We start from the raw sequence: 22704 nt of genomic DNA, 5'->3' as shown, positions 1-22704 counted from the left end.
CGCCCACCCCGGTCGCAGCCGGCAGCTTCCCCGATCCGAGCCGGGACCGCCGGCCCGCGGGTGAGGGCGGGGCCGCGGGGGGCCGGATCCTGCCGGTCGTCTCCGGAGCGGGTGGGGCGTTCATGCCTTGATGTGATCGCCGCGGGTACCACCCGCGCAATCCGCGGTTTCGGCCAGTGGAACGCTTCAGGCCCCAAGATCGGCCGGTGTTCCGGTGGCCGGAACGCTCAGGGGCCGAGCGCGGCCGAGACCGCCTGGGCGGCGCCGCGCACGGAGATGCCGAGCCGGGCCAGCGAGGCCGTGTGGGCGGGCGCGGCCACGCCCACCGCCATGCGGATCCGGCCGTCCGGCCCGAACACCGGAGCCGCCACGCACGCCACGCCCTCGGTGAACTCCTCCCGCGCGTACGCCACGCCGTGCCGGCGGACCTGGGCCAGCTCCCGTTCCAGTGCGGCCAGTCCGGTGATCGTCCGGCGGGTGAGCCGCTCGAACGAGCCGCGCGCCAGCACCTCCCGGCGCAGCGCCGGGTCGAAGGCCAGCAGCGCCTTGCCGGTCGCGGTGCAGTGCAGCGGCGCCCGGTCGAGCCCGTCGGAGCGGGAGGCGACCCGGTTGTGGCCGTAGAGGCGCTCGACGTAGCGGGCCTCCAGGCCGGAGGGCACCGCCAGGTTCACCGTCTGCCGGGTGGTCTCGTACAGGTAGAGCAGGTACGGCAGCACGACCGCGCGCGTGCCCGGGACGCGCGGGCGGACCAGACCCGCCATCGACTCCAGCAGCTCGCCCGGCACGTACGCGTTGCCCATCCGCCGGGCCAGCCCGCGCCCGCACAGCACCCCGAGCAGGCGGTGGGCGGTCGACTTGGGCAGCCCGGTCGAGCGGCAGAGCTGCGACAGGGTCACCGGCCGGTCGGCGGCGCTGAGCGCCAGCAGGATGTCGATCCCGCGTTCGAGGCTGCCCGGCTGCGACGCGGGGCGCTCGCCCGGCACGACCTGACTGACCGTTTGCGTCGTCATGGATGTCCCTTTCGCTCTCCGGAGAGCGGAAAGGGCTTCCGGGGGCTGCGTTTTGACATCTCCTGGCGTACCCGAGCCACCACCCGCTGATACCCGATCAGCGCAGCCGGATGATCTCCGCGTAGACCGAAACGGCCACCTCACCAGGCGTTCTGGCCCCTATGTCCAGTCCTGCCGGAACATGTACCCGCTCGCCTGCCTCCACCCGCGCCAGCACCGCCGCGCCGCGCCTGCGGCTGGCGATCAGCCCGACGTACGGCACCTCCGCGGCCAGCGCGTCGCGCAGCACCGGCTCCTCGCCGACGCCGTGCGAGGCGACCAGCACGGCTGAGGTGCCGGGCGCGATCGGGCCCGGCCCGGACTCGACGTCGTAGCCGAGCGCCCGGCCGACCGCGGCGAAGGCGCGCGCGATGGGGCCGTCGCCGTGCACGCGCACGAGCACCGGCGGCAGCACCGCCTCCAGGAAGATCTCCAGCGTGCCGCCCGACAGGCAGAGCTGACCCTCCGCGACCAGGCCCTCCTCCTCGTACGGCTCCCGCGCCTCGGGCGTGATGCGCAGCAGCGTGGCCGCGCTCGCGCGCCCCGCGCGCAGCAGGCAAGACCCTGGTCGCGCACGGTGCCGGCCGCGCACACGCCGCCCACGAACCCCTCGACCGTGCCGTCGGGCAGCACCAGCGCGCGGTCGCCCGCCCTGGCGCCGGCAGGCCGCCGCACCCGCACCACCGTGGCCAGCACGTACGGCTCCCGCCCCGACCGCAGCCGCGCCAGCCGGTCGTCCAGGGCGGGCGAGCCGGGCGCCCCGCCGCGGGGACGGGGCGCCGGCATGCCGAGGAACTCGCTCACGGGATCGCCAGGTCCGTGCGGAAGGGGTCGCCGTTGATCACGCGCCACACGTTCGCCGGGGTGAGCGGCATGTCCGCGTGCCGCACCCCGTACGGGGCCAGCGCGTCCACCACGGCGTTGACCACCGCCGCGGGTGAGCCGACGGTGGCCGACTCGCCGACGCCCTTGGCGCCGATCGGGTGGGTCGGCGACGGCGTCACGGTCTCGCCCAGCTCCCACGACGGGCACTCCATCGCGGTCGGCAGCAGGTAGTCCATGAACGACGCCCCGAGGTGGTTGCCGTCCTCGTCGAACGCCATCACCTGCATGAGCGCCATCCCGATCCCGTCGGCCAGCCCGCCGTGGATCTGCCCCTCGACGATCGTCGGGTTGATCCGCACGCCGCAGTCGTCCACCGCCACGAACCTGCGCACCTTCACCTGCCCGGTGCCGGGGTCGACGTCCACGACGCAGATGTAGGCGCCGAAGGGATAGGTGAGGTTGGGCGGGTTGTAGACGGTGACCGCGTCCAGGTGGCCCTCCACGCCCTCCGGCAGCTCCAGGTCGGAATGGGCGGCGAGCGCGATCTCCGCCATCGTCTTCCCGGTGGCCGGGTCGCCCACCACCGACCACGTCCCGCCGGTCCACTCCAGGTCGTCGGGCGACGCCTCCAGCATGGCCGCCGCCACGATCCTGGCCCGCTCGCGCACCTTCCGCGCCACGATCACCGCCGCCGCGCCGGAGACGGGGGTCGAGCGGGAGCCGTACGTGCCGAGGCCGAACGGCGTCTGGTCGGTGTCGCCGTGCACCACCTCCACGTCGTCGGCGGGGAGGCCCAGCTCCTGCCCGACGATCTGGGCGAACGTGGTCTCGTGACCCTGCCCCTGCGTCTGGCAGGAGACCCGCAGCACCGCCTTGCCCGTCGGGTGCATCCGCAGCTCGGCGCCGTCGGCCATGCCGAGGCCGAGGATGTCCATGTGCTTGCGCGGGCCCGCGCCGACCGCCTCGGTGAGCCGGAGAAGACGTGGAAGAAGCCGGCCGGGAACTTCGTCGGCTGCGCGGTGCCGTTGAACGCGCCGTGGTCGGCCAGCACCTTCACCCGGATCGCCTGGATCCTGCCGTCGCGGGTCGCGGCGATCTCACCGCGCATGTGGAAGTCGCGGGCGAAGGACGTGCTCATGAGGTTCTCCGAGCGGTCCTCCATCCACTTGACCGGCCTGCCGGTGACGATCGAGCCGACGATCGCGCACACGTACCCGCGATAGATCCCGACTTTTCCTCCGAAGCCGCCGCCGATGTCCGGCGAGATCACCCGGATCTTGTGCTCGGGCAGGCCGGCCACCATCGCGTACAGCGTCCGGTGGGCGTGCGGCGCCTGCGTCGGGCACCAGACGGTCAGCTTCCCTGTGACCTTGTCGAAGTCGGCGACCGCGCCGCACGTCTCCAGCGGCGCCGGGTGCACGCGCGGGTAGAGCATGTCCTGCGCGACCGTCACCTCCGCCCGCGCGAACAGGGCGTCCGTGCGTTCCCCGTCGCCGGCCTCCCAGTCGAAGACGTGGTTGTCGGTACGCCCCTCCAGGTTGTCCCTGATGACCGGGGCGTCCTGGTCGAGGGCCCTCCTGGCGTCGATGACGGTGTCGAGGGGCTCGTACTCGACGTCGATCAGCTCCAGGGCGTCGCGCGCCGAGTAGGCGTCCTCGGCCACCACGAACGCGACCTCCTGGTCCTGGAAACGCACCTTGTCCGTGGCCAGCACCGCCTGGGTGTCGCGCGACAGGGTCGGCATCCAGGCCAGGCCCAGCCCGGCGAGGGTCTGGCCGGTGATGACCGCTCTGACCTTCGGATGGGCCTCGGCGGCCGAGGCGTCGACCGAGACGATCCTGGCGTGGGCGTACGGGCTGCGCAGGATCGCGCCGTACAGCATGCCGGGCAGATGGACGTCGTCGGTGTAGTTGCCGCGGCCCCTGATGAAGCGGGCGTCCTCCTTGCGGTGCATGCGTCCGTGGCTCATCGCTCGGCCTCCGCTTCGGCCCTGGCCGCCCAGCGGATCGAGCGGACGATGTTCTCGTAACCGGTGCACCGGCACAGCTGGCCCGAGATCGCCTCGCGGATCTGCCCCTCGTCGGGGTCGGTGACGGTGTCCAGCAGCCAGCGCGCGGTCAGCAGCATTCCGGGCGTGCAGAAGCGCACTGCAGGCCGTGGCACTCCACGAAGCCCTTCTGCACGGCGTCCAGCTCGCCGTCGCGTTCCAGGCCCTCCACCGTGGTCACCTCGTGGCCGTCGGCCATGACGGCCAGCACCGTGCACGACTTGACCGGCACGCCGTCCAGCCGCACCGTGCACACGCCGCAGTTGGAGGTGTCGCAGCCCCAGTGGGTGCCGGTCAGGCCCAGCTCGTCACGCAGCAAGTGGACGAGCAGCAGCCTGGGCTCGACGTCCCTGGTGTACGGCTGCCCGTTCACGGTAACCGTGATGCGCATGTCAGATCCTCTCCGCCGCCGCGGCCAGCGCGCGCCGGGTCAGCTCGGCGGCCAGGTGGCGCTTGTAGTCGGCCGGGCCGCGCTGGTCGGCGTGCGGCTCGCAGTGCTCGGCGGCGATCCGGCCCGCCGCCGCGAACGCCTCCCCGGACGGCCGCCTGCCCTCCAGGTACGTCTCGGCCTCGGGGGCGCAGAAGTGCTCGGCCCCGACCGCCGTCAGGCCGATGCCGGCCTGCGCGATCACGCCGTTCTCGACGCGCAGCACAGCTCTGGCCGCCGCCACCGGCCAGTCGCCGACGCGCCGTTCGACCTTCACGTACGCGCTGCCGGTGCCCGGCCTGACCGGCACCCTGAGCTGGATGAGCAGCTCGCCCGGCTCGACCGCGGTCTCGTACGGGCCGAGGTGGAACTCGGGATCGGCACGGTTCTTGTCCCGCTGTTTTCATGGCCGCCCTGCGTGCGGCGGGTTCGGTCGCCGGGGAAGCCGTCGCCTCCAGTCGTCGCTACGGTCGCCGCGTTCTCATCGCTTCTCCTTCCGGCAACGGCGCTTCCTCGCCGGCCGCGGATGACGGCGGAGGCGCGCAGCGCGGAGAAGACGGCCGACAAATCCTCCGAAGGGTCGGCTTGGCACAACGAGCCGCCGACGGTCCCCCGATTTCGAACTATCGGGTCGGCGATAACCCGCTCCGCATCCCGAAATATCGGGAAAAGGTCGGTCGCAATGGTGCCGGCGAGCAACTCTGCGTGCCGTGCCAGTGCGCCGATGGCGAGCTCGTCGCCCTCGACGGCGATCTGCCCGAGCTCCTCCGACAGGCCGTTGATGTCGATCAACGCCTCGGGCTGGGCCAGGCGGAGCTTCATCATGGGGATGAGGCTGTGCCCGCCCGCGACGACCCGGGCCTCGGGGCCGTAGCGCTCCAGGAGTTCGAGCGCGTGCGGCACGCTGTCGGCTCTCTCGTACGCGAACTTCGCGGGAACCTGCATGACAGCACATTGCTGTTACCGATGTGTCGCGACAATCGGCAAATAAGGGATTCCTTATTGCGATGCGCCGCATTATGAAGAGGGAGTGACGCTCAGCCAGCTCGGCGCATTCGTTTTCGTGGCGCGTCTCGGTTCCGTCAAGGCCGCGGCAAGGGCGCTCGGCGTCAGCGAGCCCGCAGTCTCCCAGTCGCTGGCCCAGCTCCGCAGGCACCTCGGCGACCCGCTGGTGACCCGCTCCGGCGACCGCATGGTGCTGACCGAGGGCGGCCGGCGGCTGCTCGGCATCGCCGCCCAGATCGTCGCGCTGGGCGCGGAGGCCGTCACCGCCGTCCAGCCCGGCCGCCCGGCGCGCCTGCACGTGGTGATGGACGCCGGACTGGCCGAGTACGTCGCCGGCCCGCTGCTCTGCCTGTTCACCCAGCGCCGCCCCATGGACGCCTCCAGCGGCGTGGCGGCGACGGCCGAGCTGCCCGTGCTGCTGTCCAGCCGGCTGGCCGACGTCGCGCTCGGCGCCCAGGTGGTGGGGGAGGGGCTGGCGAGCCGGCCGGTGCTGCGCTGCCGCCTCATCGTGGTCGGCTCACCCCGTGGCCGCCGCGACCACTGGCTCGTCGGCCCCTCGGCCACCGACCCGGCCGGCGACACCAGCCGCCTGCTGCGGCTGCTGCGGGTGCCGGAGTCGCACGTACGGGTCTTCGCCAACCAGACGGCGGCCTGGAAGGCGGCGGCCGAGGGCGCCGGTGTCGCCCCCGCCACCGCCCACCTGGTCGCCTCCCAGGTCCGCCGCGGCGACCTGGTGCCGATCGACACGGCGGCCACCCCGCTGCCCGCCTACTGGTACGCCACCACGCTGGAGCCGCCGAACCGCTCGGTCGCCGCGGGCGCGTTCCTCGACTTCCTCACGACCCCGGCGGCCACCCAGGTCATGCGCACCCCGGACGACGGCATCCCCCGCAGCCGCTTCCGTCCGCTGGTGCGCGTGTCGATCTGGAGCTGAACGCCGGCGTCAGCCGTTGAGGACGTCGCCGTGCGGCGGGTTCGGCGTGCCGTACACCTGCTCGGCGTAGGCCGCGTACGCCTTCGGCGCCATCTCCTTGATGAAGTCGCGCGCGTCCGGCGGCAGCTTGTCGACGGCCTCCTGAACGGCCTGCGGGTGGCCCTCGTACATCATCATGCCCAGGACCACCGGCGCCTTGTCCTGCGGCGTGCTCCCCACGACCTCCGCGGTCATCTGGTCCCACTCGGCCGCGGTGATGTGCTTCTCGATCAGCGGAAGGACCTGCCGCTCCTCGGCGTCGAGGTGTTCGAGCACCGCCGGGACCATCCGGTCGAGGGCCTCGGCCAAGGCCGTGCCCACCGCGGCGTCGCCGGTGCCGCGCCAGGCCGCCACCGCCGCCTCGAGTTCGGTGATGGTTGCGGCGATCCGCTCGTGCTGCTCCTCCATCAGGTGCACCGACGGGGCGATCTCCTCCGGGCAGCGTTCCAGCAGCCTCGGCCAGATGCTCGTGTCCTCGGCGTGGTGATGGTGGTGCAGCACGGAGCTCATCAGCTCGATGTGGCCGGCGACGAGTTCGGCTCGCCCCCGGTCCCCGTCGGCCACCCCTCGGGCCAGCTCGGCGAGCAGCCCGAACTCTCGCCTGAACGCGTCATGCACCATGATCATCTCGCGCGTTTTCGCGCCAGGCGCACTCTCGACCATTTATTACTCCCCCGTAATGTTGAAAATTTGACGAAGTTCACCCTAGCGAAGAATATGAAACCGGCGCAAGCAGGGTCAGACCGTTCGCTCGCGTTTGAGATGCCTGCCGAGCAGGTGACCGTTGCGCACGTCCTGCTCAGGGGCGATCGCCGCAGCCAGCTGCGGGTTAGCGGCCGGCGGCCGCGAGATCCAGGCCGGGTGCGGCGTCGGTGAGCAGAAGCGTGCGCAGGTTGGGCACACCGGTCAAGGGCGACAGATCACGCAGTTCGCGGCAGTTCTGGAGGTCGAGGTGCGTCAACTGGTGGACGCGGGCGAGCGGACGAAGATCGTGCACGCGGGCGCTGTCGAGATCCAGGTGGATGAGCGACAGACATTCTGAAAGGGGAGAGATGTCCGAGTTCTCTCGCTCCCCACAGGACGAGCCGGCGCAGCGGCAGCTGCGCGACTGTGGGGCGCGCGTACGGAGAGGCGCCGCAACCTGCGCCAGGCCGGACAGGCGGCCGAGCATCTCGGTGGCGGCGCGCGGCTGGAACTCGGGCAGGTGGCGGACCACCCGGACCAGGCAGTCGCAGCACTCGTCCAGCACGACCTCGTAGAGCCGGGACTGCGCCTCACCGAGGTCGTTGGGGGCGGGCAGGGTCGCGCGGATCGCCCGCGCGAGGCGTACCGGATCGGCGTCGGCGCTCAGCAGGGCGCGGTCGGAGAGGTCCGCGCGGGCCAGGGTGTCGCGGACCTCGGCGAGCACCACCAGGCGGTCGTCGTCGCCGAGGCCGGGGAACTCGTGCCCGCACAGCTTCAGCACCCGCGCCACCACCGCGTCGGCGATGTCGTCGAGCTGGCGTTCGGCCTTGCGGCGGACGAAATGGTCGGGAAAACGGACCCGCATCAGCTCGACGAGCGGCGTGCGGGTGCTCTCGTCGGTCGAACGGGCGGTCAGCCACGTGCGTAACGCACGCTCGCCGACCGCCGTGCCCACCTTCAGGGCGGCGGTCTCCAGGGCCACCGGCCCATCATCGCCGGATCAGCCGAGGGCGGCGGCTTCGGCGGCGAGCTTCTCGATGCGGCTCCAGTCCCTGGCGGCCAGGGCGTCGGCCGGGGTGAGCCAGGTGCCGCCGACGCAGCCGACGTTCGGCAGCGCGAGGTAGTCGGGGGCGGTGTTCACCCGGATGCCGCCGGTGGGGCAGAAGCGCACGTCCGGCAGCGGGCCGGCCAGCGACTTCAGGTAGGGGACGCCGCCGGCCGCCTCGGCGGGGAAGAACTTCAGCTCCTTGATCCCGCGCTCGACCAGCGCCATCACCTCGGACACGGTGGCCGCGCCCGGCAGGTACGCGACGCCGCTCGCGTCCATCGCCTCGACCAGCGAGAGAGTCGTGCCGGGGGAGACGAGGAACTTCGCGCCCGCCGCCACGGACGCCGCGATGTCCTCCGTCGTCCGTACGGTGCCCGCGCCCACGGTGGCCTCGGGCACCTCGTCGGTGATGCGGGCGATGGCGTCGCGGGCGGCCGGCGTGCGCAGGGTCACCTCGATGACCGGCAGCCCCCCGGCCACCAGCGCCCGCGCCAGCGGGACGGCGGTCTCGGCATCGTCGATCACCACGACGGGGATCACTGGGGCGAGATCGAGCAGGCTCATGGGTTTCTCTCCTCGTCGGCCGCGTCAGGGCCGTCTGGTCTTCGAACAAGCACCCGGGTCGCCACCGGGCGAGACTGCCCGGCCGTTCCCGGGTGAAACGCCTCGGCCCCCAACGGGCGCGCCGCTCCCCTCGCTCCCGGCGGAAACGCCCGCCGGGGCGGGGCCGTGACGGCGGGGGTTCACCCCGTGCCCTCCGTGCGGGCGCGCTGGCGCAGCCATGCGGCGGCGCCGGTCAGCGCGGGCTGGGAGGCGACGATCAGCACGGTGCCGATGGCCGTCAGATAATCGGCCATGTCGGGATTGTCGGTGAATCGCGTGCGGAAGGCACTGGTACGCACGCGTTCCACCATACGGGGCAGCACTCCGCCGCCCAGATACACCCCGCCCCTGGCCCCGAGCGTCAGCGCCACGTTCCCGGCGAAGCCGCCCAGCATCCCGCAGAACACCTCGACGGTCTCCGCGCACAGCGGGTCGTCCTCCCGGGCCACGATCTCCGAGGCCGTCAGATCGGGCGCGCCGACGCCGTGCACCTCGGCCAGCGCCCGGTGCAGCCGCACCAGGCCGGGCCCGGACAGCACGTGCTCGGCCACCACGTGCTCCAGCCCCTGCGCGCGCAGCGCCCGGACGACCTCGAACTCGCGCGGCTCCGCCACCGGCACCGTGACGTGGCCGCCCTCGCCGGGCACCGGCGTCCAGCCGTCCCGCGACGGCACCAGCCCGCCGACGCCGAGCCCGGTGCCCGGGCCCAGCACCGCCTTGGCCCCCGCGCCGGGCGGTGGCCCGCCCAGCGAGACGAGGTCGTCGCCGTCCAGGTGCGGCAGCGACACCGCCAGCGCCTCGAAGTCGTTGAGCAGCACGGCGTACGGGACGCCGAGATCGCGCACGGACCCGGCCCACGACGAGTTCGTGAGCCGGTAGCGGTCGCCTTCGACGGGTCCCGCCAAGGCGAGGCAGGCCGCCCCCGGTCGCACTCCGCCCGCGTGTTCCACGAGATAGGCGGCTACGGCTTCGGGGAGGGTCGCGTAGTCGGCCCCGGCCAGTACGGCCACGTTCGAGGGCCTGGCCTCCGGCGAGGTGACCAGGCCGAACCGCGCGTTGGTGCCGCCGATGTCGGCGACGAGCCAGGGCAGGTCAAAGGCGCTCACGCACACCTCCGGCGTCCGGGACGGCGACAAGATCGTCCGTACACCGAAGGATGATGCCACGCGCGGAGACGGCGGCGCTCACCGCGCCAATCCGGCGGGACGCACGCCCGCCGGCGTGCCGGTCTCCAGATGCGAGGAGCCCGCCTCGGCCGGGAAGCCCAGCCCGGGGCCGTGCTGCGCCGACTCGGCGCCGCTCACCCCGAACACGCCCGCGCCGCGCTCGGCCGGCCCGGCCATGCGGCGGAAGGTGGCGAACAGCTCGCGGCCGGTCCCGACCCACTGCGCGTCGCTCAGCGGCCGGCCCTCGGGTGTGCGGCGGGCCAGCTCCTCGGCGGGCACCAGCAGCTCCAGCGTGCCCGCCGCGGAGTCGAGCCTGATCACGTCGCCGTCACGCACCAGCGCGATCGGCCCGCCGTCGGCCGCCTCCGGCGACAGGTGGATGGCCGCCGGCACCTTGCCGGACGCGCCCGACATGCGGCCGTCGGTCACGATCGCCACCCGCTGCCCCCGGTCCAGCAGCACGGCCAGCGGCGGCGTCAGCTTGTGCAGCTCGGGCATGCCGTTCGCGCTGGGCCCCTGGTAGCGGATGACCGCCACGAAGTCCTGGCCGTCCAGCCCGCCCGCCTCGAACGCGGCCAGCAGGTCGGCCTGGTCGTCGAAGACCTTGGCCGGCGCCTCGATCACCAGGTGCTCGGGCTTGACCGCCGAGACCTTGCTGACCGCGCGGCCGAGGTTGCCTTCCAGCATGTGGATGCCGCCGTCGGCCGCGAACGGGTTCGCGACCGGGCGCAGCACGTCGAGATCGGCGCTGCCGCCGGTGACCGGCGCCCAGACCAGCTCGCCGTCCACCAGCTCCGGCGCCTCGCGGTAGCGGTCGAGGCCCGGCCCGGCGACGGTCATCACGTCGGCGTGCAGCAGGCCCTCGTCCAGCAGGTCGCCGATCAGGACCTGCATGCCGCCGGCGTCGCGGAAGTGGTTCACGTCCGCCTGGCCGTTCGGGTAGATCTTGGTCAGCGACGGCACGACCTTCGACAGGCAGGCCAGGTCGTCCCAGGTCAGCTCGATCCCCGCGGCGGCCGCCATGGCCACCAGGTGGATCGTGTGGTTCGTGGACCCGCCGGTGGCCAGCAGCGCGACGCAGGCGTTCACGATGGACTTCTCGTCGACCAGCTCGCCGATCGGCGTGTACTCCGCGCCGTGCGCGGTGATCTCCACCGCGCGGCGCCCCGTGGCCGCCGTGAGGGCGTGGCGCAGCTCCGTGTGCGGGTTGACGAACGTCGAGCCCGGCAGGTGCAGGCCCATGACCTCCATCAGCGCCTGGTTGGAGTTCGCGGTGCCGTAGAAGGTGCAGGTGCCGGGGGAGTGGTACGACTTCGCCTCGGCGTCCAGCAGCTCGTCACGGCCGACCTTGCCCTCGGCGAAGAGCTGGCGGGTGCGCGCCTTGACCTTGTTCGGCAGGCCCGAGGTCATCGGCCCGGCCGGCACGAAGATCGCCGGCAGGTGCCCGAAGTGCAGCGCCCCGATGAACAGCCCCGGCACGATCTTGTCGCAGACGCCCAGCAGCAGCGTCGCGTCGAACATGTCGTGCGACAGCGCGATCGCGGTGGACATGGCGATCACGTCGCGGCTGTAGAGGGACAGCTGCATGCCGGCCCGCCCCTGCGTGATGCCGTCGCACATGGCCGGCACGCCGCCCGCCACCTGCGCCACGCCCCCGGCCGCGCGCACGGCCGCCTTCAGCTCCGGCGGGTACGTCTCGTACGGCTGGTGCGCCGACAACATGTCGTTGTAGCTCGTCACGATGGCCACGCCCGGCTTGGCCGTGCCGCGCAGGGCCGGCTTGTCCTCCGCGGACGCGCCCGCGAAGCCGTGCGCGAGGTTGGCGCAGCCGAGGTGGGCGCGCGCCGGGCCCTTCCCCCGCGCGGCCGCGCCGTCACGCCGGATCCGCTCCAGGTACGCGGCCCGGCTGGCGGCGCTGCGCTCGGCGATCCGGTCGGTGATCTCCTGGATGACGGTGTTCATGAACCCTCCTTGACCGGGTCCGCGAACCCGAGGTCGCTTCTTGCGTTCACGCGTGCTCCCCGTCGTGCTCCCCGTCGTGCTCCCCGTCGTGCCAGGTACGGCCGCTGCGGCCGAGCAGCTCGTGGGCGGCCGCGGGGCCCGTGCTCCCGGCCGGGTACGGCTCCGGCAACGCCGGGTCGGCCTTCCAGGCGTCCAGGATCGGGTCGATCCACCGCCAGGCCGCCTCGACCTCGTCGCGCCGCATGAACAGCGTCGGATTGCCGTCCAGCACGTCGGTCAGCAGCCGCTCGTACGCCTCCGGCACCCGCGTCGTGAACGTCTTGCCGAAGCTCAGCGCCATCGGCACCGGCTTCAGCGACACCTCGCCCGCGCCCGGCTCCTTGGCCATGATGTGCAGCTCGATGCCCTCCTCCGGCTGCAGCCGCAGGACCAGCCGGTTCGGCGAGCCGCCGGGGAAGATGGAGTGCGGCACGTCCTTGAACTGCACCACGATCTCCGAGCGCCGGTACGGCATCCGCTTGCCGGTGCGCAGGTAGAACGGCACCCCCGCCCACCGCCAGTTCTTGATCTCGGCCCGGATCGCGGTGAACGTCTCGACCCGGCTCGAAGCCTCGGTCGGCGGCGTGGAGGCGGGCTCGTCGAGATAGCCCGGCATGCCATCGGCCCCGACGTACTGGCCGCGCACGGTGAAGCGGTCGACCTCGCCGTCGATGATCGGCCGCAGGGACTGCAGCACCTTGACCTTCTCGTCGCGGATGGCCTCGCGGTCGTTGCGGGCCGGCGGCTCCATCGCGGTCAGCGTCAGCAGCTGCAGCAGGTGGTTCTGCACCATGTCGCGCAGCGCGCCCGCGTGGTCGTAGTAGCCGCGCCGGCCGGGCGTGCCGACGGTCTCGGCGGCGGTGATCTGGACGTGGTCGATCCAGAGCGAGTTCCAGATCGGCTCGAGGAAGGCGTTGGCGAAGCGCAGCACCAGCAGGTTCTGCACCGTCTCCTTGCCCAGGTAGTGGTCGATGCGGAAGATCTGGCGCTCGTCGAAGATGGCGCCGACCTCGTCGTTGATCCCCTGCGCGCTCACCAGGTCGTGGCCGAGCGGCTTCTCCAGCACCACGCGCGAGCGCGGCGTCACCAGGCCGGCCTCCTGCAGCTCCCGGCAGAAGGGGCCGAACGTCCTGGGCGGGCTGGCGAGGTAGTAGACGCGGTCGCGGTCCTCGTGCCCGGCCAGCAGCTCGGCCAGCGCCTTCCAGCCGGACCGGTTCTCGCCGCCGACGTCGACCGACACGTGGTGCAGGCGGCCGAGGAAGCGCCGCCACAGCTCGGGGTCGTCGATCGGGACCTGGTCGCGTACCTCGGCGTCCACCTTGCCGCGGAAGTCGGCGTCGGTCAGCCCGCCGCGGGACATGGCGATGACGCGGGTCTCGGGGGAGAGGCGGCCGTCCCTGTCGGTGTGGTACAGCGCGGGGATCAGCTTGCGCATGGACAGGTCGCCTGTTCCGCCGAAGACGACGAGGTCGGCGGTGTGTGCCGTACCGGCTGCTGGGCCGGACGGGTTGGCGGGCGCCGGGTTGGTGGGCACTGCGGGGGACACGGTGAAGGCTCCGATGATCTGCCTAGCAGGGACAGATCGGACACTAACGAGAGTTTGGGTCGTGCACAAGCGGAGTTTTGGTATCTGAGATGAAAAAGTCGCGACTTTTCATGACAGAAGACCGTGTGGTTCACTTAGCCGATGCCTCGACGTACTGCCGCGACCCTCGCCACGAGTGGCGAGGTGCTCCGACTGATCCGCACCGGTGAGGCCGTCACGCGGGCCGACCTCGGCCGGGTGACCGGCCTGTCGCGCCCCGCCGTGCAGTTGCGCGTCGGCGAGCTGCTGGAACGCGGCCTGGTCGTCGAGCGCACCGACGCCCCCTCGACGGGCGGACGGCCGCCCGTCCGGCTGGAGTTCAACGCCGCGGGCGGCGTCGTGCTGGTGGCCGCGCTCGGCGCGAGCCGCACCCGGGTGGCCGTCTGCGACCTGGCCGGCAAGGAGCTGGCCGGCCGGGAGTTCTCGATGGACGTCGAGGAGGGCCCCGACGTCGCGCTCCCGCTGCTCATGGACACCTGGGACGAGCTGCTCGGCGACCGGCCGCGCTCGATGATCAGGGGTGTCGGGATGGGCGTGCCGGCCACGGTCGAGTTCGCCGAGGGCCGTACGGAGAGCGCCCGCGTCATGGCCTCGTGGACCGGCGTGGTCATCCCGCCCATCATCCGCGAGCGTTTCCCGGTTCCCGTCCTGGTGGACAACGACGTGAACGTGCTGGCCATCGGCGAGCACCGCGGGGTCTACCCCGACCTGGGCGACCTGATGTTCGTCAAGGTCTCCACGCGGATCGGCGCGGGCGTGATCGCCGGCGGCGACATCCTGCGCGGCGCCCTCGGCGCGGCCGGCGAGATCGGCCACATCCCGGTGCTGGACGGCGGCGGCGTGCTGTGCCGCTGCGGCAACACCGACTGCGTCGACTCCGTGGCCAGCGGCACCGCTCTCCTGCGCGACCTGCGCGCCCTCGGCAAGGACGTCAAGACGATCGCCGACGTGACCGCGCTGGTGCGGGCCGGCGACGCCGAGACGATGGCCACCGTCCGCGAGGCCGGTCGCCGCATCGGAGAGGTGCTGGCCGGCGCGGTCAACATCATCAACCCGGCGGTCGTGGTGCTGGGCGGCGACGTGGCGGAAGCGTTCGGCCCGCTGGTGTCGAGCATCCGCGAGGTCGTCTACCGCCGTTCCACGGCCCTCGCGACCCGCCGGCTGCGCATCGAGCCGAGCCGGCTCGGCGCGGGCGCCGGCATCACCGGCTGCGCGGTGATGGTCCTCGACCACGTGCTCTCCCCCGAGGCGGTCGACGAGAGCATGACCCTCACGTCCCTGCGTCCCGACGCCCTGATCGCCCGCCCCGCCGGCTGATCACCACGGCCGCCGCCTGAACGGCCGTACGGCCGGGACGGTGAGGAGAGCGTGGCGGTTGGGTCAGAGATCCCAGCGCGGTGCGGGGCTCTCCTGGACGCGGCCGTCGGCGCTGAAGATCAGGTGGCGGTCGAAGGCGTCGGCGAACCAGCGGTCGTGGGTGACCGCCAGCACCGTGCCCTCGAAGCCCTCCAGCCCCCGCTGCAGCGCCTCCGCGCTGGCCAGGTCGAGGTTGTCGGTCGGCTCGTCGAGCAGCAGCAGCGTCGCGCCCGACAGCTCGAGCAGCAGGATCTGCAGCCGCGCCTGCTGCCCGCCCGACAGCGTCTCGAACGGCTGCCCGCCCGCCGACGCCAGCTCGTAGCGGGCCAGCGCGGCCATCGCGTCGTTGCGGGTCAGCGCGTACTCCCGCATCACCAGCTCGGCCACCGGCCGTCCGCGCAGGTCGGGCCGCACGTGGGTCTGCGCGAAATATCCGGGGCGGACGCGGGCGCCCAGGCGGGCGGCGCCCGTGTGCGCGATCGGCTCGCCGGCCAGCAGGCGCAGGAAGTGGGACTTGCCGGTGCCGTTCAGGCCGAGCACGCCGACGCGCTCGCCGTACCAGATCTCGGTGGAGAACGGCCGCAACAGGCCGGTCAGCTCCAGCTCCTCGCAGACCACCGCCCGTTTGCCGGTGCGCCCGCCCCGCAGCCGCATCCGCACGTTCTGCTCCTTCGGCGGGCGCTCGGGCGGCCCCGCCCGCTCGAACCGCTCCAGCCGCGTCACCGCCGACTGGTAGGCCCCCGCCAGCGCGTCGTTGTTCGCCGACCGCTGCCGCAGCGTGTGCACCAGCCGGCGCAGCCGGGCCCGCTCGTCCTCCCACTGCCGCCGCCGCTCCTCCAGCCGCTCCGCGCGCCGCCGGCGGGCCTGCGCGTACGACGCGAAGCCGCCGCCGTGCACCCACACGCCCCGGCCTTCGACGGTGACGATCCGGTCGGCCGCCTCGGCCAGCAGCCGCCGGTCGTGCGAGACCAGCAGCACGGTCTTGCCCGACGCCCTGATCGACCGCTCCAGCCACTGCTTGCCGCGGACGTCGAGGAAGTTGTCGGGCTCGTCGAGCAGCAGCACGTCGTCGGGGCCGCGCAGCAGCGCCTCCAGCATGAGCCGCTTCTGCTCCCCGCCCGACAGCGTCGCCAGACTCCGGTCGCGCACCTCCTCGTACGGCAGGCCCAGTGCCTCGGTGGCGCACGCGTCCCACACCACCTCCAGCGCGTAGCCGCCCGCGTCGGCGTAGTCGGACAGGGCCTGGGCGTAGCCGAGCTGGGTCTCCTCGTCGTCGCGCGCCGCCAGGGCGGCCTCGGCCCGGCCGGCCGCCGCGGCGGCCTCACGGACGCGGGCGGGCGCCACGTGCGTGAGCAGGTCGCGCACGGTGCCCGTGCCGAGGAACTGCCGCATCACCCCGACGCCGCTCCCGCTGGTGGAGATCCGCCCCTCGGCTGGCCGCAGCTCGCCCGCGATCAGCCGCAGCAGCGTCGTCTTGCCGGCGCCGTTGGGCCCGACGAGCGCGGCCTTGGCGCCGTCGCCCACCCGGAACGACACCTCCAGCAACAGCGGCCGCCCGTCGGGCAGCAGGTACGTCACCTCGCGCACGTCCACGTGCCCCATGGCCACCACCTCCCGCTCGACCGATGTTCCATCAACTAGACCATCGATCCGGTCACCCGTCCACCGTATTATGCGCGGGTGGAGAACGTGTGGTCGCGGCCCCGCAAGGCCCCCAGGCAGACGCTGACGCTGGAGCGCATCGTGGCGGAGGCGGTGGCGCTGCTCGACGAGGAGGGCGTGGACCGGCTGACCATGCGCCGCCTGGCCGAGCGCCTCGGCACCGGCTCGACCACCCTCTACTGGCACGTCACGACCAAGGACGACGTGCTCGACCTGGCGCTCGACGCCGTCTTCGGCGAGGTCCGCCTCCCCGATCCCGCGCCGGATCGGCAGGGCTGGCGGCGACCGGCACGGGAGCTGATGCGCGGCTGGCGGGCGGCCCTGCTGCGCCACCCCTGGTCGGCCACCCTGCTCGACCGCCCGCTCATGGGCCCGAACGCGCTCTCGCGCACCGAGTTCCTCTACCAGACCCTGGCCGGGGCCGGCTTCACCCCGCCGAAGGCCGCCGCCTACAGTCTGGCCAACTACGTCATGGGCTCGGTCATCATGCAGGTGACGTGGGAGCGCGGCGGCGAAGGTGACGCCGGCGCGTTCCTGCGCGAGCGGGCCGCCCGCTACCCGGCCCTCGCCGAGCACGGCCTCGGCCACACCTGGGACGCCACGTTCGACGAGGGCCTCGGCTACCTGCTCGACGGCATGGAGCAGGCCCGCCGGTAACCGTTCAGCAGGTGCACAACAGGCTGCGCAGCGACGTCTCCAGGCACAGCGCCGAGCGCGCGGCCGACGGCCACGGGAAGCGCACCAGCGACTCGTCCACCCGTACGGTCGCCCCCAGCCGGTCCAGCTCCCACAGCCACACCTCGCCGGCGCGCTCGCCGAGCTGCCGCGCCACGCCCGCGGCGAGCTGCGCGCGGTGCGACTCGTTGACGTGCGTCAGCACCCGCTCGGCCACCTCGGTCAGCGGGTCGGGCGCGGCGCCCAGATACTCGTCGGCGTCCAGCGTCCCCGACTCCTGGCCGGTCAGATAGACGACCTGGCCCACGTCCATCCGCAACAACCGGGGCGCGTCCGCCTGCCCGTACCGCTCCAAGGCCTCGAACAGCCCCTCGTCCGGGCAGCGCGCGGCCACCGCCACCGCCGCGGAGCGCGCCTCCTCCTCCGGCACGGCCTCCGCCCATCCCTGCACCTCGACCAGCCCCCGCGGATGCGTGGCCGAGCCCAGCCGCCGCATGGCCGTCAGGTTGACCGCCGCGACGGCGTCGTCGCGCACCCTGTGCAGGGGCTCACCGGGCAACACGAGCAGCACGGGCCGGCCGCGCTGGTCCACACCACCCCGGACGGGCGACGGGGCGCCGTCGACGGTCAGTTTGGCGACGCCGGCGGTCGCGGCGAGGGTGCGGACCCGTTCGGGGATCGGCAACATGGGCGCCTCCTTTGAGAACGCGGGCGATGATAGGTTAGGCTCACCTAAGTAAGGGTTACCTAAGCACAAGAGGTGAACGTGCGCTACACCGGCCCCAAGGTGCGACTGTCGCGTCGCGCGGGCGTCCCGCTGACCAGGAAAGCCGTCCGCTACTTCGAGCAGCGCCCCTACCCGCCGGGCGAGCACGGCCGCAAGACCAGCCGGCGCAACACCGGCGACTACGGGCTGCGCCTGATGGAGAAGCAGAAGCTGCGCTGGTACTACGACGTGTCCGAGCGCCAGCTGCGCCGCTACTGGGACCTGGCCGTGCGCAGGTCCGGCGCCTCGGGCGCCGAGCTGGTCACGCTGCTGGAGACCCGCCTGGCCTCCCTCGTGCTGCGCGCCGGCCTGGCCCCGTCGATCTACGCGGCCCGCCAGTACGTCAACCACGGCCACATCGCCGTGGACGGCCGCAAGGTGGACATCCCCAGCTACCTCGTCAAGCCGGGGCAGGTCGTCTCGGTGCGCGAGCGGTCACGCCGGATGCAGCCGTTCGTGGCCGCCGCCGAGGGCGTGCACGCCGACGAGCGCACGGCGCCGTACCTGTCGATGGAGCTGCCGGAGCTGCGTTTCACGCTGACGCACCGCCCCGAGCGCGAGCAGATCATCGTCCCCGTCGACGAGCAGCTCGTGGTCGAGTTCTACTCTCGCTGACGACGGCGGCGGCCCCAGCGGCCGACTCCGCGCGCAGGCGGAGCTCGGCGACCTCCTTGCGCAGTTCGGCGAGCTCGTCCAGGATCCGCTGGGTGTGGGCCGTGGTGTCCTCCAGCGCGGCCCGCTCCTCGGCGTTCTCCTCGTCCATGGCGCTCACCACCACGGCCATGAACAGGTTGAGCACGACGAACGTGCACACCAGGATGAAGATCGTGAAGAAGATCCAGGCGGACGGGTGCCGGCTCATGACCTCCCTGGCGATGTTGCCCCAGTCGTCGCCCGTCATCGTCTGGTAGAGGGTGAACAACGAGGTCGGCAGGCTGCCGAAGCGGTTGGGCGCGCTCTGCCCGTAGAGCTTGGTGGCCATGACCGCGGCCACGTAGAGCACCAGGGAGAGCAGCACCACGATCGAGGTCATCCCCGGCATGGCCCGCAGCAGCGCCGAGACCACGCGGCGCAGGCTCGGCACCACTGACAGCAGCCGCAGCGCCCGCAGGATGCGCAGCGAGCGCAGCACCGACAGCCCGCCCGCCGTCGAGGCGAACGCGACGGCGACGATCGCGGTGTCGAAGAGATTCCACGGGTCGCGCACGAACGCGGCCCGTTCGACGTAGACCTTGGCGGCCAGTTCGGCGGTGAAGATGTAGAGGGCCAGGTGGTCGATCACCGTCAGCAGCGGGCCGTGGCGCTCCACGACGGCCGGGAACGTCTCCAGGCCGAGAGTGCCCGCGTTGACCAGGATGACACCGACGATGAAGCGCTGGAAGTGCCGGTGGGCGAGGAAGGCGCGGGTGCGTTCACGCACGGGGGCAGGCTCCTAGAAGATCTGATCAGGTGCCCTCCCATGATGGCGCAAGATGATCATCCCGGTGCCTGTGGTATAAACACCGACTTGAGCGGAAAAAGGGGGCGACCGGAACGATGGCGTATCAGCACTACTACGGTCCGCCACCGCAGACCCACCCGAACGGCACCACCATCCTCGTGCTGGGCATCCTCAGCCTGGTGATCTGCTCCTTCCTCGGCCCCTTCGCCTGGGCCATGGGCAACCGGGCGCTGCGCGAGATCGACTCCAGCGGCTACTTCTTCGACAACCGCGGCCACGTGCAGGCCGGGCGCGTCTGCGGCCTCATCAGCACGGTGCTGCTATGCCTGGGACTTTGCCTCACGATCGTGATCCTGGCCCTCGCCCTGCTCGCCGGGGCCTTCGCCTAGCTCGCCTAGCTCGCCCAGCGCTCCGAGCCCGCGCTCCAGCAGCTCGAACGCCCGCTCCGCGGCGGCTCTGAGGCCGGGCTCGACGCTCTCCCACGGCTCTCCCGCCAGCTGCCTGCGCAGCGCGTAGTCGGTCAGCGCCCGCGTGGTGGTGAGGATGTGGGCGGCGGCGAGCCGGGGCGTCAGGTCGTCGGGATCGGCGTCGAGCTCGTCGGCGAGCGCGCGTGCCAGCGCCGTCTCGCGCTCTTCCTGGAGCACCCGCATCCGCGCCACCAGCGACGGGCTGTCGTCGACGATCCTGGCGAACACGTCGGCGCCCGGGTTGAGCCCGTGACGCCAGTCTCGGGTGCCGATCGCGTCGAGGAAGTCGCGGCGGAAGGCCGCCACCGCGCTCTCGCCCCGCGCGCGCTCCCGCAGCACCCGCACCGGCAGGTCGACGGCCACGTCGTGCCGGTCGGCGAAAAGGTCTTCCTTGGTGGTGAAGTAGTTGAAGACCGTGTTGACGGACACGTCGGCGGCCCGCGCCACCTCGGCCACGGTCACGTTGTCGAACCCTCGCGCCATGAACAGCCCCATCGCCATGTCGGCGATGCGCTGCCTGGTCTCCCGCTTCTTCCGCTCCCGCAGCCCCTCAGCCATGCCTCCATCGTACCAAGTTTGCAGTCACATCAAAAATAGGGCTACGCTAAATTTGGAGGCGATGAAATGATCAGAACAGCAGGTCTGGGCAAGACCTTCGACGGCGGCGTGGCAGCCGTCAAAGGCGTCGACATCACGGTGGAGCCGGGCGAGATCGTCGGCTTCCTCGGCCCCAACGGCGCCGGCAAGACCACCACCATGCGCATGCTGACCACCCTGCTGCGCCCCACGTCCGGCACCGCCACGGTGGCCGGCCACGATCTGACCGGCGAGCCGCGGGAGGTGCGCGGGCGCATCGGCTACGTCGCCCAGGGCAGCGGCCTGGCGCCGGCCACGCCGCTCAAGGACGATCTCGAGCTTCAGGGTCGGCTGTACGGCCTGAGTCGCCGCGAGGTCGCCGCCCGGGCCGAGGAGGTCCTGGCCCGGCTGGAGCTCACCGGGCTCGACGCCCGGCCCGCCGCCGCGCTGTCCGGTGGTCAGCGCCGCCGCTTCGACATCGCGTTCGCGCTGCTGCACGATCCCGCGCTGCTCTTCCTGGACGAGCCGACCACCGGCCTCGACCCGCAGAGCCGTGCCGGCCTGTGGGACCACATCCGCGCGCTGCGCGCCGAGCACGGCATGACGATCTTCCTGACCACCCACTACCTCGACGAGGCCGGCGCGCTGTGCGACCGGCTGGTCGTCATCGACCACGGCGTGATCGTGGCCGAGGGCACTCCGGCGGAGCTGAAGACCGGCGGCCGCACGCTCGACGACGTGTTCCTCGACCTCACCGGCCGCGCGCCGCGCGAGGAGGCGGGCCGGTGATGCCGCGCGACACCTGGGTGCTGTTCCGCCACAACGTACGCGCCATGCTGCGGCAGAAGGCCGGCATCGTCTTCGGCGCGATCCAGCCGCTGCTGTTCCTGGTGCTGTTCGGGCCGATCTTCGCCACGTTCGGCACGTGGGAGACGCTCGTCCCCGGCCTGATCATCCAGCTCGGGCTGATGAGCACGGGGATGGCCGGGTTCGGCGTCGTCTTCGACAAGCGCACGGGCGTGCTGGAGCGCATGCGCGTCACCCCGGCCCGCCGCCTGTCGCTGCTGCTCGGCCGCGTGCTCGGCAACGTGGTCACGCTGGTCGTGCAGACGGTGCTGCTGCTCGCGGTGGCCTTCGCCTTCGGGCTGCGCGTCCCGCCGGCCGGGCTGCTGGCGGGGCTCGCGCTCGTCGTCGTGCTCGGGGCGGGCCTCGCGGCGTTGTCGTACGCGGTCGCGCTCACCATGAACGAGCATCTGTTCGCGCCGGTGATGAGCACGGCCGTGGTGCCGCTGGTGCTGCTGTCGGGCTCGTTCCTGCCGATGTCGATGGCCCCGGGCTGGCTCGACGCCCTCTCGCACGCCAGCCCGTTCCGGTACGCGCTGGAGGCCGTACGCGACCTCTTCCACGGCCGGTACGCCACCGCCACGGTCGCGGTGGGCGTCGCGGTGACCGCGCTGTTCACGGCGGCCGGCCTGCTGATCGGCACGCGAGTGTTCAACCGCGAGCACGCCTGACTCAGACTCGGGTTCCTCGCCCGCCGCCGAAGGCGCGGGCGAGGAACCGGCCGCCCCGGGTGCACGCCCGGGGCGGCCGCAGAGGTGCGTCGGCGTGGGCACGGCGTACCCGTCGCGGCGCCGGCGAAGACCCCGGGCGCGGCGTCGGCCCAGGGCCCTGCGAGTCGCTTGATCCGTGTGCGCCGCCGCGAGTCAGGTGAGCGCAATCGGATGGAGGCTATGGTCTTCCTGCCGCATAACCTCGCGGAACGGCCCCCGGAACCAAGCGCTCGTTGAGGGATGGACAAGCCTCGCCCACGGGGGCCGAGGCGGGCCAGAGGCACCGCCTTACCGTGTCACGCTGTGACGCGATACATCGCGCAACCGCCTCGGCGCCAGGGCCGGGAACGGTCCACATGAATTGGACAACGCTTGAGCGTTGATCACTCGATGCCTGGCGCTCGTAACCGTCGGCACGTGACCGCTCACTCTTCATGGTCATAGGGCAATCAGGGCGAGCCTGGAGTTTTGCCTCTACGAGATCAGCTCCTCCGAGCCCGCAAATTAGCGTGAGATCAATCGGCCGCGACCAAGGTCCGTGGGGACCGGCGCGGCCGTCCCGAGTCCCGATGCGGTCGGGACCTCAACCCGAGAACCGAGCTAGAGGTGATCTAGCAATGAACCAGATCAAGAACTTCCTCGCGGCCGGCGCAATGGCGGCCTCGGCCCTCGTCGTCCCCGTCGCGGCATCGGCTCTGCCCGCCGCCGCTGAGACCTCCGCCCAGCGGACCACCACGGAAACCATCTCGCAATCCCACCCCTGCAGGTTCCACAACAATCCGGCTAGGTGCCGCG

The 22704-nt window shown here is 72.4% G+C and carries 22 protein-coding genes and 3 pseudogenes; 7 read left to right on the top strand and 18 right to left on the bottom strand.

What is annotated here, in order from left to right:
- Window positions 1-227: 227 nt before the first annotated feature.
- The 8 genes and pseudogenes from E1286_RS33675 to E1286_RS50725 form a co-directional block, all read right to left on the bottom strand.
- The gene (locus E1286_RS33675) at window positions 228-1010 is read right to left on the bottom strand and encodes an IclR family transcriptional regulator (RefSeq protein WP_132618998.1); all 783 of its coding nucleotides are present in this window, start codon (window positions 1008-1010) and stop codon (window positions 228-230) included.
- A gap of 97 nt (window positions 1011-1107) precedes the next feature.
- Window positions 1108-1641: an XdhC family protein gene (locus E1286_RS33670; RefSeq protein ID WP_223190670.1), complete on the bottom strand. Its 534-nt coding sequence runs from the start codon at window positions 1639-1641 to the stop codon at window positions 1108-1110.
- Between the two features lie 5 nt (window positions 1642-1646).
- A pseudogene (locus E1286_RS52215) lies at window positions 1647-1835 on the bottom strand (XdhC family protein); the annotation flags it as partial.
- Between the two features lie 14 nt (window positions 1836-1849).
- A complete protein-coding gene (locus tag E1286_RS50735; RefSeq protein WP_246075434.1) occupies window positions 1850-2764 on the bottom strand; it encodes a molybdopterin cofactor-binding domain-containing protein in 915 nt (304 codons plus the stop codon).
- 149 nt (window positions 2765-2913) lie between these two features.
- Window positions 2914-3756 (bottom strand): annotated as a pseudogene (locus E1286_RS50730) (molybdopterin cofactor-binding domain-containing protein); the annotation flags it as partial.
- An 83-nt stretch (window positions 3757-3839) separates the two neighbouring features.
- Window positions 3840-4312, bottom strand: a pseudogene (locus tag E1286_RS33660) ((2Fe-2S)-binding protein).
- 1 nt (window position 4313) lies between these two features.
- On the bottom strand, window positions 4314-4658 hold the full coding sequence (locus tag E1286_RS33655) for an FAD binding domain-containing protein (RefSeq protein ID WP_223190668.1): 345 nt from the start codon (window positions 4656-4658) through the stop codon (window positions 4314-4316).
- A complete protein-coding gene (locus tag E1286_RS50725) occupies window positions 4622-5251 on the bottom strand; it encodes an FAD binding domain-containing protein (protein ID WP_246075432.1) in 630 nt (209 codons plus the stop codon). The genes E1286_RS33655 and E1286_RS50725 overlap by 37 nt, the downstream gene beginning before the upstream one ends.
- Before the next feature lie 127 nt (window positions 5252-5378).
- Here E1286_RS50725 and E1286_RS33645 point away from each other — a divergent pair, with 127 nt between their 5' ends.
- Entirely contained in the window at window positions 5379-6287 is a 909-nt protein-coding gene (locus E1286_RS33645) for a LysR family transcriptional regulator (RefSeq protein WP_132618994.1), read from the top strand.
- A 9-nt stretch (window positions 6288-6296) separates the two neighbouring features.
- Here the strand turns inward: E1286_RS33645 and E1286_RS33640 are convergent, their stop codons facing one another.
- From E1286_RS33640 to zwf, 6 genes are all read right to left on the bottom strand, one after another.
- Window positions 6297-6953: a hemerythrin domain-containing protein gene (locus E1286_RS33640; protein WP_165970029.1), complete on the bottom strand. Its 657-nt coding sequence runs from the start codon at window positions 6951-6953 to the stop codon at window positions 6297-6299.
- Window positions 6954-7155: 202 nt separating this feature from the next.
- Window positions 7156-7992: an NACHT N-terminal Helical domain 1-containing protein gene (locus E1286_RS33635; RefSeq protein ID WP_132618990.1), complete on the bottom strand. Its 837-nt coding sequence runs from the start codon at window positions 7990-7992 to the stop codon at window positions 7156-7158.
- 18 nt (window positions 7993-8010) lie between these two features.
- A complete protein-coding gene (gene eda / locus E1286_RS33630) occupies window positions 8011-8622 on the bottom strand; it encodes a bifunctional 4-hydroxy-2-oxoglutarate aldolase/2-dehydro-3-deoxy-phosphogluconate aldolase (protein ID WP_132618988.1) in 612 nt (203 codons plus the stop codon).
- Between the two features lie 179 nt (window positions 8623-8801).
- On the bottom strand, window positions 8802-9767 hold the full coding sequence (glk, locus tag E1286_RS33625) for a glucokinase (RefSeq protein ID WP_132618986.1): 966 nt from the start codon (window positions 9765-9767) through the stop codon (window positions 8802-8804).
- Between the two features lie 78 nt (window positions 9768-9845).
- Window positions 9846-11789, bottom strand: coding sequence for a phosphogluconate dehydratase (edd, locus tag E1286_RS33620; RefSeq protein WP_132618984.1), 1944 nt, complete (start codon window positions 11787-11789; stop codon window positions 9846-9848).
- 46 nt (window positions 11790-11835) lie between these two features.
- Window positions 11836-13362 (bottom strand): glucose-6-phosphate dehydrogenase, encoded by a 1527-nt coding sequence (gene zwf / locus E1286_RS33615; RefSeq protein WP_132619002.1) that lies wholly within the window; start codon window positions 13360-13362, stop codon window positions 11836-11838.
- A 153-nt stretch (window positions 13363-13515) separates the two neighbouring features.
- Between zwf and E1286_RS33610 the strand changes: the two genes are divergently transcribed.
- Window positions 13516-14730 (top strand): ROK family transcriptional regulator, encoded by a 1215-nt coding sequence (locus E1286_RS33610; RefSeq protein WP_132618982.1) that lies wholly within the window; start codon window positions 13516-13518, stop codon window positions 14728-14730.
- 63 nt (window positions 14731-14793) lie between these two features.
- Here E1286_RS33610 and E1286_RS33605 read toward each other — a convergent pair whose 3' ends face one another.
- Window positions 14794-16371, bottom strand: a complete 1578-nt coding sequence (locus tag E1286_RS33605) for an ABC-F family ATP-binding cassette domain-containing protein (RefSeq protein ID WP_132618980.1) — start codon at window positions 16369-16371, stop codon at window positions 14794-14796.
- 78 nt (window positions 16372-16449) lie between these two features.
- Between E1286_RS33605 and E1286_RS33600 the strand changes: the two genes are divergently transcribed.
- Window positions 16450-17088 (top strand): TetR/AcrR family transcriptional regulator, encoded by a 639-nt coding sequence (locus E1286_RS33600; protein WP_132618978.1) that lies wholly within the window; start codon window positions 16450-16452, stop codon window positions 17086-17088.
- A 4-nt stretch (window positions 17089-17092) separates the two neighbouring features.
- Here the strand turns inward: E1286_RS33600 and E1286_RS48910 are convergent, their stop codons facing one another.
- Window positions 17093-17794 carry a DUF2470 domain-containing protein gene (locus E1286_RS48910; RefSeq protein ID WP_187368255.1) on the bottom strand — a complete coding sequence of 234 codons (702 nt, stop codon included), beginning with the start codon at window positions 17792-17794 and terminating at the stop codon, window positions 17093-17095.
- Window positions 17795-17872: 78 nt separating this feature from the next.
- Between E1286_RS48910 and rpsD the strand changes: the two genes are divergently transcribed.
- Window positions 17873-18487 (top strand): 30S ribosomal protein S4, encoded by a 615-nt coding sequence (gene rpsD, locus E1286_RS33590; RefSeq protein ID WP_132619000.1) that lies wholly within the window; start codon window positions 17873-17875, stop codon window positions 18485-18487.
- On the opposite strand, the gene E1286_RS33585 is transcribed toward rpsD, so the two are convergent.
- On the bottom strand, window positions 18438-19292 hold the full coding sequence (locus E1286_RS33585) for an ion transporter (RefSeq protein WP_132618976.1): 855 nt from the start codon (window positions 19290-19292) through the stop codon (window positions 18438-18440). The genes rpsD and E1286_RS33585 overlap by 50 nt on opposite strands.
- 116 nt (window positions 19293-19408) lie before the next feature.
- Here E1286_RS33585 and E1286_RS33580 point away from each other — a divergent pair, with 116 nt between their 5' ends.
- Entirely contained in the window at window positions 19409-19702 is a 294-nt protein-coding gene (locus tag E1286_RS33580) for a DUF4190 domain-containing protein (protein ID WP_132618974.1), read from the top strand.
- Here the strand turns inward: E1286_RS33580 and E1286_RS33575 are convergent.
- On the bottom strand, window positions 19634-20338 hold the full coding sequence (locus E1286_RS33575) for a TetR/AcrR family transcriptional regulator (RefSeq protein WP_132618972.1): 705 nt from the start codon (window positions 20336-20338) through the stop codon (window positions 19634-19636). The two genes, E1286_RS33580 and E1286_RS33575, sit on opposite strands and share 69 nt — an antisense overlap.
- A 66-nt stretch (window positions 20339-20404) precedes the next feature.
- Between E1286_RS33575 and E1286_RS33570 the strand changes: the two genes are divergently transcribed.
- Both E1286_RS33570 and E1286_RS33565 read left to right on the top strand, forming a co-directional pair.
- The gene (locus E1286_RS33570) at window positions 20405-21145 is read left to right on the top strand and encodes an ABC transporter ATP-binding protein (RefSeq protein ID WP_132618970.1); all 741 of its coding nucleotides are present in this window, start codon (window positions 20405-20407) and stop codon (window positions 21143-21145) included.
- A complete protein-coding gene (locus E1286_RS33565) occupies window positions 21145-21870 on the top strand; it encodes an ABC transporter permease (protein WP_132618968.1) in 726 nt (241 codons plus the stop codon). The genes E1286_RS33570 and E1286_RS33565 overlap by 1 nt, the downstream gene beginning before the upstream one ends.
- Window positions 21871-22704: the final 834 nt, after the last annotated feature.

Origin of the sequence: Nonomuraea terrae (genome assembly GCF_004348995.1) — a bacterium.
GTDB classification, from domain to species: Bacteria; Actinomycetota; Actinomycetes; order Streptosporangiales; family Streptosporangiaceae; genus Nonomuraea; species Nonomuraea terrae.
This window is presented reverse-complemented; position numbering and strand designations above follow the sequence as displayed.